This is a genomic window from Sphingomonadaceae bacterium OTU29LAMAA1 (assembly GCA_024072375.1).
Lineage (GTDB): Bacteria > Pseudomonadota > Alphaproteobacteria > Sphingomonadales > Sphingomonadaceae > Sphingomonas.
Genome location: CP099617.1, coordinates 814865 through 829456, shown reverse-complemented (window position 1 = coordinate 829456; position 14592 = coordinate 814865). Strand labels below are relative to the sequence as shown.

Genomic DNA, 14592 nt, shown 5'->3' with positions numbered 1-14592 from the left:
GTGAGCTTACAGCAGTCGCGGGCATCGCGAAAGCGCCGCTGACGGCGACCTGAATACGTATGCCCTTTGCTTGGCTTGGCGCGTCCGCACCCGCACAACACCGTCACGTATGCAGCCGGCGAAGGATCGGCACGCGCAACACTCGAGGGGATGCATGCTGAAGCTGGCCACCAAGACCGCGACCGCGCTCGCGCTGCTGTTCGCCGCCCCCGCGGCGAGTGCGCAGGCGACCGACTATCGCGCGCGCCTGCCGCAGGACGAGGTCATTTATTTCCTGCTCCCCGACCGGTTCGAGAACGGCGACACCGCCAATGATCGCGGCGGGCTGAAGGGCGGACCGGCGACCACCGGCTTCGATCCGATCGCCAAGGGCTATTACCACGGCGGCGACCTGAAGGGACTGACCAAGCGCCTCGACTATATCCAGTCGCTTGGCGCGACCGCGCTCTGGGTCGGGCCGGTGTTCAAGAACAAGGCGGTGCAGGGCGGACCCGGCCAGCAATCCGCCGGCTATCACGGCTATTGGATCACCGACTTCACGCAGGTCGATCCGCACCTCGGCACCAACGCCGATTTCGACGCGCTGGTGAAGGCCGCGCACGCCCGCGGGATGAAGGTGTACATGGACATCATCATCAACCACACCGCCGACGTGATCCAGTATCGCGAATGCGGCGGCAAGACGGATTGCACCTACCGCAGCCGCGCCGGTTACCCGTACCAGCGCAAGGGCGGCGTCGCGGGCAGGGCGATCAATCCGGGCTTCGTCGGTGACGGCGTGCAGACCGCGGAGAACTTCGCCCGGCTGACCGACCCGGCCTTCGCCTACACGCCCCTCGTCCCCGCGGCGGAGCGGACCGTGAAGGTGCCGGCGTGGCTCAACGACCCAATCTATTACCACAATCGCGGCAACACGACGTTCCTCAACGAAAGCAGCACGATGGGCGATTTCGTCGGGCTGGACGATCTGATGACCGAGCATCCGAAGGTGGTCGAGGGGATGATCCAGATCTACGGCGACTGGATCGACCGCTACGGCATCGACGGCTTCCGCATCGACACCGCGCGGCACGTCAACCCGGAGTTCTGGCAGGCGTTCGTGCCGGCCATGCAGGCGCGCGCGAAAGCCAAGGGTATCCCCAACTTTCACATCTTCGGCGAGGTCGCGTACGAGACGCTGGATGTAGGCAGCCTCGCCAAATACACGCAGGTCGACAAACTGCCCGGCGTTCTCGATTTCGCAACGCGGCAGGCGATCCTGGAAACGGTGACTGCGAAGCAGCAGCCCGACGCGTGGGATAAATTGACGCTCGGCGACAGCCTGTACGCCGGCGGCTACGACACCGCGGTGACGCTGCCGACCTTCGTCAGCAATCACGATGCGGGGCGGCTCGCCACCTATCTCCGCAAGGCATTGCCGCAGGCGAGCGACGACGAGGTGCTGAAGCGTGTGGCGCTCGCGCATGCGATGCTGCTGACGCTGCGCGGGGTGCCGACGATCTATTCGGGCGACGAGCAGGGCTTCGTCGGTGACGGCAATGATCAGGACAGCCGCGAGGACATGTTCGCGAGCAAGGTCGCGGTCTATAACGACAATCGCCTGCTCGGGACCACCGCGACGACGGCGGTCGCGAACTTCGGGCAGGACCATCCGCTGTTCCGCGAGATCGCGATGCTGTCGAAGCTGCGCACCGTGACACCGGCGTTGACACGAGGCTCCACCGTCTTGCGCGCGCGCAGCGATACGCCCGGCCTCACCGCCATCTCCCGCATCGACCCCACGACCGGTGCCGAGGTGCTGCTGGCGTTCAACAGCGCGACCCAGCCGCTGACCCGGCAGGTCGAGGTCGGCACCGCCGCCACCGCCGCCGCCACGCTCGCGGGCAGTGGTTGCGGCCGCGTTGCCGCACCCGGCAGCCTGACCGTCACGCTTCCCCCCCTCGGCTATGCCGTGTGCGCTTTGAAGGCGACCCGATGACCCTGACCGACCGCCCGTGGTGGCACGGCGCGACCATCTACCAGATCTATCCGCGCAGTTTCGCCGATGCGAACGGCGACGGCATCGGCGACCTTGCCGGCATCACCGCGCAACTCGATCACGTCGCCAGCCTGGGGGTCGAGGCGATCTGGCTGTCGCCGTTCTTCCGGTCGCCAATGGCCGATTTCGGCTATGACGTATCCGATTATTGCGACGTAGACCCAATCTTCGGCACGCTCGCCGATTTCGATGCTCTGGTCGCCCGCGCGCATGCGCTCGGGCTGAAGGTGATCGTGGATCAGGTCTGGGCGCACACCAGCGACCGGCACCCGTGGTTCGTCGAGAGCCGCTCCAACCGCGACAATGCACATGCCGACTGGTACGTCTGGCGCGATCCGAAGCCGGACGGCTCACCCCCCAACAACTGGCAGTCGGTGTTCGGCGGCCCGGCGTGGACGTGGGACGCGCGCCGCAACCAATATTACATGCACAATTTCCTGAAGGAGCAGCCGCAGGTCAACGGCCATCACCCTCAGGTGCAGCAGGCGTTCCTCGACGTCGCGCGCTTCTGGCTGGAACGCGGCATCGACGGCTTCCGCATCGATGCGATCAACTTCATGATGTTCGACCCCGACCTGCGCGACAATCCGCCCGCGCCGCTCGACGACGGCATCCCGCGCACCCGCCCGTTCGACTACCAGCTCCACACCTTCAACCAGAGCCATGACGCGATACCCGGCTTCCTCGAACGCGTCCGAGCGTTGTTCGACAGCTACGACGCGCGCTTCACCGTGGCGGAGGTCGGCGGCGCGGACAGCGAGCGCGAGATGAAGCTGTTCACCGCCGAAGGTCGTCGCCTGCACAGCGCCTATGGCTTCGACTTCCTCTACGCCCCCGCACTGACCCCCGCTGCCGTCGCCGATGCGGTGCAGAAATGGCCCGAACAGGACGGCGTCGGCTGGCCGAGCTGGGCGTTCGAGAACCACGACGCCCCGCGCGCGATCAGCCGCTGGGTCGCCGCCGACAAGCGCGACGCCTTCGCCCGCATGAAGATGCTGCTGCTGGCGTCGCTGCGCGGCAATATCTTCCTCTATTATGGCGAGGAGCTTGGCCTGACGCAGGTCGACGTGCCGTTCGAGCATCTGCAAGACCCCGAGGCGATCGCCAACTGGCCGCGCACCCTGTCGCGCGACGGCGCCCGCACGCCGATGCCGTGGAGCGCGGACGCTCCGAACCTCGGCTTCTCCACCGCGACGCCATGGCTGCCGGTCGGCGAGGACCATGCCGCGCTCGCCGTCGACCGGCAGGAGCGCGATCCGCATGCGCTGATCCACTGGACCCGCGACGTGCTCGCCCTGCGCAAGCGCCACCCGGCGCTGCTGACGGGCGACATCCGCGTGGTCGAGGCGAGCGATGCGATGCTGGCGATCGAACGTAGCAGTGCGGACGAGACGATGCTCTGCGTCTTCAACCTCTCGCCCGAGCCGCAACGCTGGTCCCCCGCCGATCCCGACGCATGGCAGCCGGTCGCCGACAGCGCGACGCAGGGGTGGCATTTCGACGGATATGGCGCATTGATCGCCAAACAGATGGGACGAGGATGATGATGCACTTTCGTTGCGGCGCCGCGATGGCGCTCGTGCTGCTGGCGACCCCCGCCACCGCGCAGACCGACTCCACGGCCGTCGCGCAGGTGCCGGCGACGCAGTTCAAGCCCGTCGCTACCGCCACATCCCCCGACAGGTCGCTGGTCGTCACCATCGCCTTCGACAACGACGGCCGCCCGACCTACGCCGTCACCCGCAAGGGCAAGCCGGTGCTCAACCCCGGCCGCCTCGGCGTCATGTTCACCGACGCGCCCAAGATCGAGCGCAACATGGAGCTGATCGGCCAGTCGAAGGACAGCGCCGACAGCAGCTGGACCCAGCCGTTCGGCGAATGGAAGACGATCCGCGATCGTCACAACGAACTGACCCTGCGCTTTCGCGAAAAGGCGGGGATGAAGCGCGAGATGGACGTGACCTTCCGCGTCTTCGACGACGGTATCGGTTTCCGCTACAGCTTCCCCGATCAGCCCAATCTGCATCAGGCGAACATCGCCGACGAACTGACCGAATTCGCCTTCGCGCAATCCGGCACCGCGTGGTGGAAGCCCGCATATCAGTGGAACCGCGAGGAATATCTCTACGAGAAGACGCCGCTGAACGCGGTCGGCACCGCGCAGACGGTGATGACGGTCAAGCTGGCCGACGGCACCCATGCGGCGCTGCACGAGGCGGCGCTGGTCGACTATGCCGCAATGAACCTCGCCCGTACCGAGGGGAACACGCTGAAGGCGTCGCTGACCCCCGGCGCCGGCGCGCCCAAGGTGACGCGGATGGCGCCGTTCGCGTCGCCGTGGCGGACGGTGATCCTGTCGGACGACGCGCCCGGCCTCTACATGAGCCACCTCGAACTCAACCTCAACGAACCGAACAAGCTCGGCGACGTGAGCTGGATCAAGCCCGCCAAATTCGTCGGCGTGTGGTGGAAGATGATCAAGGGCGACTGGAGCTGGGCGACCGGCCCGATCCACGGCGCGACCAACGTCAACGTGCGCAAATACATCGACTTCGCCGCCGCGAACAAAATTCCCGGCGTGCTGGTCGAGGGCTGGAACGTCGGCTGGGATGGCGACTGGTTCGGCAACGGCAATGCGATGCAATTCGACACGCCGACGCCCGACTTCGACGCCGACGCGCTCGCCGCCTACGCCAAGTCGAAGGGCGTGTATCTGATCGGCCACCACGAAACCGGCGGTTCCGCGAGCCATTACGACGCGCAGCTCGACCGCGCCTTCGCCTGGGCCGCCGCGCATGGCGAACCGGTGGTGAAGACCGGTTACGTGACTGATGCCGGCCAGATCGAGCGCGTCGATGCCGACGGCACCAAGAAGCGGGAATGGCATGAGGGCCAGTGGATGGTGAACCACTACCTTCGCGTCGTGCAGGCCGCGGCGAAGCACAAGGTCGGGATCGACAGCCACGAACCGGTCAAGGACACCGGCCTGCGCCGTACCTATCCCAACTGGCTGGCGCGCGAGGGCGGCCGCGGCATGGAATATAACGCCTGGCCGGGGAAGAACCCGCCAAACCACGAAGCCAACATGTTCTTCACCCAATGGCTCGGCGGGCCGATGGATTTCACGCCGGGGATGCTCAGCCTCGAAGGGCAGGGCGGCAGTCCGCTGATGTCCACCGCGACGAAGCAGCTGGCGCTATACGTCGTGATCTATTCGCCGGTGCAGATGGCGGCGGACACGCCCGAGAATTACGCGAAGCACATGGACGCGTTCCAGTTCATCCGCGACGTGCCGGTCGACTGGTCCGATACCCGCGTGCTGAACGGCGAGGTCGGCGACTATGTGACGGTCGCCCGCAAGGATCGCGCGAGCGACGACTGGTACGTCGGCAGCATCACCAACGACGCCGCCCGCACGCTGTCGCTACCGCTCGACTTCCTCGACCCCGGGCGCAGCTACACCGCGGAAATCTACCGCGACGGTGCCGGCGCGGACTACCGCACCGACGCCCGCCACGCGATCGCGATCGAAAAGCGCAGCGTGAAGCGCGGCGACACGATGTCGCTCGCGCTGGCCCCCGGCGGCGGCCAGGCGATCCGCTTCGTCGCCAGCGGTGGGAAGCGGCGGCAGTGACGTCACGCACGGTCCTCGTGTTCCTGCAAACGCAGGAACCCAGGGTCACGCGGGCCGCCCGGAACACTGGGTTCCCGTGTTCGCAGGAGCATGCGGAGGGGTGAGCGCCCCTCCATCCTCCATCGCAATATTAGGCGGCGGCACGGCCGGCTGGATGGCCGCATGCCTGCTCGCCAGGGCATGGCCGCGCACCGCCATCACCGTCGTCGAATCCCCCGACATCGGCATCGTCGGCGTCGGCGAAGGCAGCACGCCGCAACTGAAGGCGCTGTTCGACACCCTCGGCATCGCCGAAGCCGAATGGATGCCGGCCGCCGACGCCACCTACAAGACCGGCATCGCCTTCCACGGCTGGGCCGACGATACGCCCGCCTACTTCCACCCCTTCGCCGGCCAGATCGACCTCCACACCCAGCCCGCCTTCGCCGCCAGCGCGCAGGCACGGCGGCTCGGCGCGGACGTGCCGGCGCATCCCGACCGCTTCTTCCTCAACGCCCGCCTCGCCGCGGCACATAAGGCGCCGGTCGCAGCGTCCAATTTCCCGTTCCGCATCGGCTACGGCTACCATTTCGACGCGCACAAGGTCGGCCACGTCCTCCGCGCCCACGCGCTCACCCGCGGCGTCCGGCACCTCGCCCGGCGCGTAACGCACGTCGAAGTCACGGACGGGCACGTGGCGCGCCTCGACCTCGACGGCGGCGACACCGTCACTGCGGACCTGTTCGTCGACGCCAGCGGCTTCCGCTCGGTAATCGCACAGGACGCGCTAGGGGTCCCGTTCCATTCCTTCGCCAACACCCTGTTCACCGACCGCGCCGTCGTCATGCCCTCCCCGCGCGGCGACCGCCTGCCGGTCCGGACCAAGGCGACCGCGCTGACCGCAGGCTGGGCATGGGACATCCCGCTCACCAGCCGCACCGGCAACGGCTACGTCTATTCCTCCCGCCACCTCTCGCCCGACGCCGCCGAAACCGAACTCCGCACCCACCTCGGCCTGCTCGACACCGATGTCGCCGCGCGTCACCTGACGATGAAGGTCGGCCGCGTCGCCACCACCTGGACCGTCAACTGCCTCGCCATCGGCCTGGCGCAGGGGTTCATCGAACCGCTCGAAGCCACCGCCCTCCACATCGTCCAGGCGACGGTCGAAGGCTTCATCACCGCGCACGACACCGACCAGCGCGACGCCTTCAACGCCGCCATCGCCCGCCGCTACGAAGGCATCCGCGACTATATCGTCGCCCATTACCGTCTCAACCGCCGCGTGGGCGACTTCTGGCGCGAGAATGCCGCCAACGACGACCTCTCCGACGATCTGAAGGCGATCATGTCCGCCTGGTTCACCGGCCGCGACATCGCCGCCGTCGTCGAGGGACGCGACCTCGCCGGTTACTATGCGCCAATGTCGTGGGAGGTGCTTCTCGCCGGCTACGGCACCTTTCCGGATACCGCCCGCTTGCGCCCCGCCGCGCCGGTCGCCGACCTCGCCGGCATCGACGCCTTGCTCGAGGGCTGCCTGCTCAACTTTCCCGATCACGGGGCGGCACTCGCCCGGAGGACGCCATGACTGCGATCACCACCCGCCCGCGGCAGAGCTGGGCCGGCCTGTTCAACATCTCGTTCGGCTTTCTCGGCATCCAGATCGGCTTCGCGTTGCAGAATGCGAACATGAGCCGGATCTTCCAGTCGCTCGGCACCAGCCTCGACGATCTGCCCGCGCTATGGGTCGCGGCGCCGCTGACCGGGCTGCTGGTCCAGCCGATCATCGGCCACCTCAGCGACCGCACCTGGCTCGGTCGGCTCGGTCGGCGGCGGCCGTATTTCCTCGCCGGCGCGATCCTCGCCGCGATCGCGCTGGTGCTGATGCCGGAAAGCCCCGGCCTGCTGATGGCCGCGCTGCTGCTGTGGCTGCTCGACGCCTCGCTCAACGTCTCGATGGAGCCGTTCCGCGCCTTCGTCGGCGACATGCTCGACAAGGATCAGCATGCGGCCGGCTATGCCGTGCAGACCGCCTTCATCGGCACCGGCGCGGTGCTCGGGTCGATCTTCCCGTGGCTGCTGGAGCACCTCGGCGTGTCCAACGTCGCGGCCGCCGGCGGCATCCCCGACACGGTCCGTTTCGCCTTCTGGTTCGGCGGCGCGGCGCTGTTCTGTGCCGTGCTGTGGACCGTGCTCACCACCCGCGAATATTCGCCCCAGCAGATGGCGGGCTTCCACGGCGCGGCGGACGACGATCAGGCGCACACGACGCAGGTGCTCGCCGCGCGCAGCTTCACCGGCAGCGTGATCTGGATCGCCATCGGCGCGGTCGTCATCGCCGTCGTCGTCGCCCTCAGGCTGGAAAAGGAAGTCTACCTCCTCGGCGCGCTACTCGCCGCCTACGGCCTCGCCAGCATCATCGCGATTGGCCGCGCGCGCAGCGGCAAGCCCGCCGACATGCTCGGCCATATCGTCGGCGATTTCGGCGGCATGCCGGTGCTGATGAAGCGGCTCGCGGTGGCGCAATTCTTCAGCTGGTCGGCGCTGTTCATCATGTGGATCAACACCACGCCGATCGTCGCCGGCGCCTTCTACGGCGCACCGGATGCCAAGAGCCCGCTCTATCAGGAGGGCGCCAATTGGGTCGACGTGCTGTTCGCGACCTACAACGGCATCGCCGCCGTCGCGGCGCTCACCCTGCTGCCGCTGCTGTCCCGCCGGATCGGGCAGGCGAAGACCCATATCGTCGGCCTGCTGTGCGGAGCGGCCGGGTTCGCCAGCTTCTTCGTCGTCACCGATCCGCGCTGGCTGCTGGCGAGCGAGATCGGCATCGGCATCGCCTGGGCCTCGATCCTCGCCATGCCCTACGCCATCCTCGCCAGCAGCCTGCCGCAGCGCAAGCTCGGCATCTACATGGGCCTGTTCAACGTCTTCGTCGTCGTGCCGCAACTGCTGGTGGCAACGATCATGGGGTCGATCACCAAGCATCTCTTCCCGACCCAACCGATCTGGACGCTGGCCTTCGCCGCCGGTGCGCTGGTGCTGGCTGCACTCGCCATGATGCGGGTTGAGGTGGTCAGCACCAGCCGATGATCGCCCCTACGTGATCGGCGTACCGCGATGCATCGCGCTACCGTCGCAAACGGGTTTCATGTACATTGCCGTATCCTGCCGGCGATGACGGCGTTTCGGAGGCTGCCATGATCCCCGCTCTTCTGCTGCTGGCGCTGCAATCGGCGGATCGTTTGCCGCCCGCCAATCCCTTGCCCTATGCCGATCCCGTCGCCGGGGCGGTGATGGCGCCGATCGATGCGATGTTCCGCGGACTGGCCGCACACGACGGTGCCGCCATCCTCGCGCAGGTCCGTCCCGACGGCGGCGCAACCGTCGCGGTGGAAAAGCCGGACGGCACGCGCAGCATCCGCCGCATGAGTTGGACGGAGTTTGCTGCCGGCGTGAAGCCGGGGCCGGATCGACTGGAAGAGAAGCTGACCGATACCGCGATCGAGGTCGATGGCGACATCGCGATGGTGTGGGGCCCGTATACCTTCACGGTGAATGGCAAGCTGCACCATTGCGGCGCCGATCACTTCGATCTGATCCGCGAGAACGGAGCGTGGAAGGTGCTGAACGTCACCTGGTCGCAGCGCACGACCGGCTGCCCGTCGAACTGATCGATTGCCGCGCACCGCATTGCTCAAGCGCGGTAGCCGGGGCTAAGGCCGGGGCATGACGCCGCTATCTCTCTATAACAGCCTGACGCGCAGCGCTGAGCTGTTCGTTCCCGCCGATCCCGCCGATGTTCGCGTCTATTCCTGTGGGCCGACGGTGTATCACTACGCCCATATCGGCAATCTGCGCGCCTATCTGTTCACCGATACGCTCGGTCGGGTGCTGACGTGGAAAGGCTATGGCCTGACCCATATCATCAACATCACCGACGTCGGCCATCTGACCAGCGACGCCGATGCCGGTGACGACAAGATGGAGGCGGCGGCGCGGGCGAGCGGCCGCGACATCTGGGCGGTCGCCGATCATTACACGCAGGCGTTCAAGGCGGATCTGAAGGCGCTGAACATCCGCGATCCCGCGCGCTTTCCGCTGGCGACCGATCATATCGACGCGATGATCGCATTCGGGCAGTCGATCGCGGACAAGCATTGCTACCGCCTGCCGGACGGCCTGTATTTCGATACCTCGACCGTGCCCGACTATGGCCGGCTGGCCGGTCACCGCGACGACGGGCCGGCCGAGGGGCGGATCGACACGGTGGCGGGCAAGCGCCATGCCGCCGACTTCGCGATCTGGCGGACCAGCGCGCCGGGCGAGAACCGGCAGATGGAATGGGACAGCCCTTGGGGGCGTGGCGCACCCGGCTGGCATCTCGAATGTTCGGTGATGAGCCGGCAATATCTGGGGCCGCATTTCGACATCCATACCGGCGGGATCGATCATCGCGAGATCCACCACCCGAACGAGATCGCGCAGAATCAGGCGATCGGCTGTTCGGCGGACACCGGCGCGACGCTGTGGATGCACAACAACTTCATCGTCGATCGCACCGGCAAGATGTCGAAATCCTCGGGCGAGTTCCTGACCCTGCCGACGTTGATCGAACGCGGTTTTCATCCGCATGCCTATCGCTTGATGTGCTTGCAGGCGCATTATCGCAGCGAGCTGGAGTTTTCGTGGGACAATCTGGCGGCCGCGCAGACGCGGCTGAAGCGGCTGGTGCAGACGGTCGCGGCGCTACGGGCGCGCGGCGAAGGAAAGGGGGCGGCCTCTGCCTCGCCCTATGCCGAGCGACTGGACGCGGCGCTGTCCGACGACCTCAACACGCCGCGGGCACTGCCCGTGCTCGACGAGCTGCTGGCGGACAAGAAGGTGAGCCCTGCGGACCGGCTGGCGGCGCTCGCCGATTTCGACGCGGTGCTCGGCCTCGGCCTGTCGACGCTGTCGCGCGAGGATCTGCGGGTCCGGCCGAAAGGGGCGACGATCGACGAGGGCGGCATCGCGGTACGGCTTGCCGAACGTCGCGAGGCACGTGCGGCGAAGGATTTTCCGCGGTCCGACGCGATCCGCGACGAACTCGCCGCGGCCGGCGTCGAGGTGATGGACGGCGATCCGCTCGGCTGGGACTGGAAGCTGTGATGATGAAGGCCGTTCTGCCGGCGATCGCGCGCGGCTTGCTCGAACCGCAACTGCCAGCCGGGGTCGAGGCGGCATGGTTCACCTCGCCTGCCGAGGCGAACGCGATGATCGCGGATGCCGATATCGCCTGGGTCGATATGCAGCCGACGTCGCTGGTGGCGGAGGCGATCCGCGCGTCGGGTGATCGGCTGGCGTGGGTGTCGACGATCTACGCCGGACTGGATGCGTTCCCGCTCGACCTGCTGCGCAGCCGTGGTGTCATCCTCACCAACGGAGCCGGAATAAACGCAGTGGCGGTCGCCGAATATGCCGTGCTGGGGATGCTGGCTGCGGCGAAGCGGTTCGACACCGTCGTTCGTGCCGCCGACCGGCAGGAGTGGCTGAAGGATGCGCCGGGCAAGGTCGAACTGGATGGTACGCGTGCACTGGTGATCGGCTACGGCACGATCGGCCGGCTGATCGGCAACCGTCTGGCGGCGTTCGGGGTGGAGGTGACGGGCGTCACCCGATCCGGGCGCGACGGCACGCTGATGCCGGACGCCTGGGCGACCCGGTTGGGCGAATACGACTGGGTGGTGCTCGCGGCTCCCTCGACCGATGCCACCAGGGCGATGATCGGTACGACGGAACTGGCGGCGATGCGGCATGATGCGTGGCTCATCAATATCGCGCGCGGCGATATGGTCGATCAGGACGCTCTCGTGGCGGCTTTGCGGTCGGGAGCAATCGCGGGTGCGTTTCTCGATCCCACCGATCCCGAACCGTTGCCGACAGGGCATCCGCTATGGACTGCCCCTAATTGCATGATTTCGATGCATATGTCGGGGCGCAGCCAGACCAAGATGTTCCAACGCGGGGCAGCGTTGTTTCTCGACAATCTGAAGGCGTTCGTCGCGGGTCAGCCGATGCGGAACGTCGCCGATCTCGACGCAGGATACTAGGCGCCGGCCTGCCTTATTCCAGCGGCCGATCCGCTTCTGCGATCAGCGGCGGTACGAAAGGCTTGGCAGCACCCGCCGGTATCCGCGCGATCTCCGCCTCGATCGCCTTGGCGCGTGCCGAGGACGACGGATGAGTCCGGCTGCGGAACAGGCCGCCATCAACGTCGCCGCCATGCTCGCGCCAGAACCGGACCGCGATCTGCGGGTCGTAGCCGGCATTGCGCAGCAGGTGCATGCCGAGCAGGTCCGCCTGGTCCTCGGTCAGGCGGAACAGCCGGCCGTTCCGCCCCACCTCCGCCAGCAGCCCACGCTTGACCCCCGCAGCATCCAGTCGGCGCGCGTGGTGCAGGATGTTGTGCGATAGCTCGTGCGCCACCACCACGGCGACCTCGTCGTCGGTATAGCGCTCGAAGAACCGCACACCGATCTGCACGATACGGCCGTCGGCCGAGGCGGTCATACCCGGGCCGATCAGCACCTCGAACGCACTGCGACATCCCGGTGATGCGGCGATGCCGACGCTGCGGGTCCGCCCGTCGCGCAGCAGCTGCACCCTCAGCGGTCGCGCCGCCGGCAGTGCCGTGATCGCTTCCACCGCCGCGTCGCGGCCCGCGCTGTTCGAACCCTTCGCCGGCATCGTCTCGCGCATCGGCATTCCTTCGACAGAGATGATCGAGTCGTTTTGCCGAACGCCCGCTGCGGCGGCGGGCGAGCCCGGGACGACCGCCTCCACCGCGATCGGCGCCTCGAACCCGAAGGTCTTGCGGGCCTGATCCCGCGTGGAGGGATCATATTGGCCGAGGGCATGGATCGCCCATCCCGGCGTCGGCGCCAGATCACGGCACAAGGCCGCATTGGCGGTGGTCAGGCGATACGCGATCCCCGCCATTCGCGCATCGACCTCGCGCAACGCATCGAAGGTCGCGGCGCTGTCCTGCGCCAGGGCAGGGCAGGCGCCGAACGCCAGCAGGACGGCGGCAATGTGGCGGAAGGTGATCGTCATGCCGACGGTTCTAGTCCAGCGACCCTGAACGCGGAACATCGGACCGGCTCACTTCAGCGCGTTCGGGTCGAGCGTGATATTCGTGCCCTTGGTCGTGCCGCTCGACCGGCCGCTCGCGACCAGATCCCACACCTGTTTGGGGGCCGGCAGCGATCGGAAGGTCGGATAGGCGTGTACGGAACCATCGAATTCGGTCATCGAGACGGCAAGGCTTCGCTCTTGTCGATCTGCCCCATGATCGATGGATGGACGCTGACCGTCCGCCCGGCGTCATACAGCGCGAGCGTATAGCCGCTGCCGGGCGGCACCGCCAGATCCCGTGCCGCGATCATGTCCCGCCGAAGCGGGCATCGCAATGCCCGGCACGTCGCCGTATCACGCCCCCAAGCGTTCCTTCATTGCGCAAGGACCGTTTTGGGCGCATGTCGCGGCGCGTTTACACCCCGAAGGACGACATGATCATGGCCGCGAACTGGGCCCCCGACAGCTGGACCAAGGCCGAGGCCCGTCAGCTTCCCGACTATCCCGACGCCGGCGCGCTGACCCGCGCGACCGACACGCTGGAGACGTTCCCGCCGCTCGTCTTTGCGGGCGAGGCGCGCAACCTGACCGCCGAGCTTGCCAAGGTCGCCGAGGGCAAGGCGTTCCTGTTACAGGGTGGCGACTGCGCCGAATCCTTTGCCGAGCATAGCGCCAACAACATCCGCGATACCTTCCGCGTCATCCTCCAGATGGCGGTGGTGCTGACCTACGCATCGAAGCTGCCGGTGGTGAAGCTCGGCCGGATGGCGGGCCAGTTCGCCAAGCCGCGCTCGACCCCGAACGAGACGATCGATGGCGTCGAACTGCCGAGCTACCGCGGCGACAACGTCAACGACATCGCCTTTACCGCCGAAAGCCGCATTCCCGATCCACAGCGGATGATCCGTGCCTATTCGCAGTCGGCGGCAACGCTGAACCTGCTCCGGGCCTTCGCGCAGGGCGGCTATGCGAACCTGCATCAGGTTCACCGCTGGACGCACGATTTCATGGGCCGCAGCCCGTGGTCGAAGAAATATGCCGAAACCGCCGACCGGATCGGCGAGGCTCTGGAGTTCATGGCCGCTTGCGGCATCGATCCCGAGACGGTGCCGCAACTGGCGCAAACCCACTTCTATACCAGTCACGAAGCGCTGCTGCTGCCGTTCGAACAGGCGCTGACTCGGCAGGATTCGCTGACCGGCGACTGGTACGACACCAGCGCGCACTTCCTGTGGATCGGTGACCGCACCCGCTTCGAAGGGTCGGCGCACGTCGAGTTCCTGCGCGGCATCGGCAATCCGATTGGCGTGAAGTGCGGCCCGAGCCTGGAGCCGGACAACCTGCTGCGGATGCTCGACACGCTCAACCCAGGCCGCATTCCCGGCCGCATGACGCTCATCACCCGCTACGGCTTCGACAAGATCGAGGCGCATCTGCCGAAACTGGTCCGTGCGGTGACGCGCGAGGGGCATCCGGTGGTGTGGAGCTGCGACCCGATGCACGGCAACACCGTGAAGGCGGTGACGGGCTACAAGACGCGGCCGTTCGACCGCATCCTCGCCGAGGTGCGCGGCTTCTTCGCCGTCCACCGTGCCGAGGGGACACATGCCGGCGGCATCCATGCCGAAATGACCGGACAGAACGTCACCGAATGCACCGGCGGCGCGATCGATGTGACCGAACAGAGCCTCGCCGACCGGTACCACACGCATTGCGACCCGCGCCTCAACGCCGGGCAGAGCCTGGAACTGGCGTTCCTGCTCGCAGAGATGCTCAATGCTGAGATGGCGGAGCGCCGCAAGGTCGCGGCCTGAGTGACAAAAGC

Annotated in this window: 12 protein-coding genes; 9 read left to right on the top strand and 3 right to left on the bottom strand. The window is 67.1% G+C overall.

Translation table 11 applies throughout. The features are described from left to right. Positions 1-154 precede the first annotated feature (154 nt). The 8 genes from NF699_04225 to NF699_04190 all read left to right on the top strand — a co-directional run bounded on the left by NF699_04225 (position 155) and on the right by NF699_04190 (position 11743). Positions 155-1978 carry an alpha-amylase family glycosyl hydrolase gene (locus NF699_04225; GenBank protein USU05902.1) on the top strand — a complete coding sequence of 608 codons (1824 nt, stop codon included), beginning with the start codon at positions 155-157 and terminating at the stop codon, positions 1976-1978. Beyond that, complete coding sequence (locus NF699_04220) at positions 1975-3582, top strand: alpha-glucosidase family protein (protein USU05901.1); 1608 nt, start codon at positions 1975-1977, stop codon at positions 3580-3582. The genes NF699_04225 and NF699_04220 overlap by 4 nt, the downstream gene beginning before the upstream one ends. After that, the gene (locus tag NF699_04215; GenBank protein USU05900.1) at positions 3579-5672 is read left to right on the top strand and encodes a glycoside hydrolase family 97 protein; all 2094 of its coding nucleotides are present in this window, start codon (positions 3579-3581) and stop codon (positions 5670-5672) included. Before NF699_04220 ends, NF699_04215 begins: the two co-directional genes overlap by 4 nt. Positions 5673-5826: 154 nt before the next feature. After that, a complete protein-coding gene (locus NF699_04210) occupies positions 5827-7239 on the top strand; it encodes a tryptophan 7-halogenase (protein USU05899.1) in 1413 nt (470 codons plus the stop codon). Continuing rightward, entirely contained in the window at positions 7236-8744 is a 1509-nt protein-coding gene (locus NF699_04205) for an MFS transporter (protein USU05898.1), read from the top strand. The genes NF699_04210 and NF699_04205 overlap by 4 nt, the downstream gene beginning before the upstream one ends. Before the next feature lie 107 nt (positions 8745-8851). Continuing rightward, the gene (locus NF699_04200) at positions 8852-9325 is read left to right on the top strand and encodes a nuclear transport factor 2 family protein (protein USU05897.1); all 474 of its coding nucleotides are present in this window, start codon (positions 8852-8854) and stop codon (positions 9323-9325) included. A 55-nt stretch (positions 9326-9380) separates the two neighbouring features. Continuing rightward, positions 9381-10802, top strand: a complete 1422-nt coding sequence (cysS, locus tag NF699_04195; protein USU05896.1) for a cysteine--tRNA ligase — start codon at positions 9381-9383, stop codon at positions 10800-10802. A 2-nt stretch (positions 10803-10804) separates the two neighbouring features. Beyond that, positions 10805-11743 (top strand): D-2-hydroxyacid dehydrogenase, encoded by a 939-nt coding sequence (locus NF699_04190; GenBank protein ID USU06990.1) that lies wholly within the window; start codon positions 10805-10807, stop codon positions 11741-11743. Positions 11744-11756: 13 nt separating this feature from the next. Here NF699_04190 and NF699_04185 read toward each other — a convergent pair whose 3' ends face one another. Genes NF699_04185 through NF699_04175 form a run of 3 tightly spaced genes read right to left on the bottom strand, consistent with a single transcriptional unit; the run spans position 11757 to position 13078 of the window. Further along, positions 11757-12785: a M48 family metallopeptidase gene (locus NF699_04185; protein ID USU05895.1), complete on the bottom strand. Its 1029-nt coding sequence runs from the start codon at positions 12783-12785 to the stop codon at positions 11757-11759. Positions 12786-12794: 9 nt separating this feature from the next. Then, positions 12795-12944, bottom strand: coding sequence for a hypothetical protein (locus NF699_04180; GenBank protein USU05894.1), 150 nt, complete (start codon positions 12942-12944; stop codon positions 12795-12797). Next, the gene (locus NF699_04175; protein USU05893.1) at positions 12941-13078 is read right to left on the bottom strand and encodes a hypothetical protein; all 138 of its coding nucleotides are present in this window, start codon (positions 13076-13078) and stop codon (positions 12941-12943) included. Before NF699_04175 ends, NF699_04180 begins: the two co-directional genes overlap by 4 nt. Before the next feature lie 129 nt (positions 13079-13207). On the opposite strand from NF699_04175, the gene NF699_04170 reads away from it, so the two are divergent. After that, positions 13208-14581, top strand: a complete 1374-nt coding sequence (locus tag NF699_04170) for a 3-deoxy-7-phosphoheptulonate synthase class II (GenBank protein USU06989.1) — start codon at positions 13208-13210, stop codon at positions 14579-14581. The last annotated feature ends 11 nt before the right edge of the window (positions 14582-14592 follow it).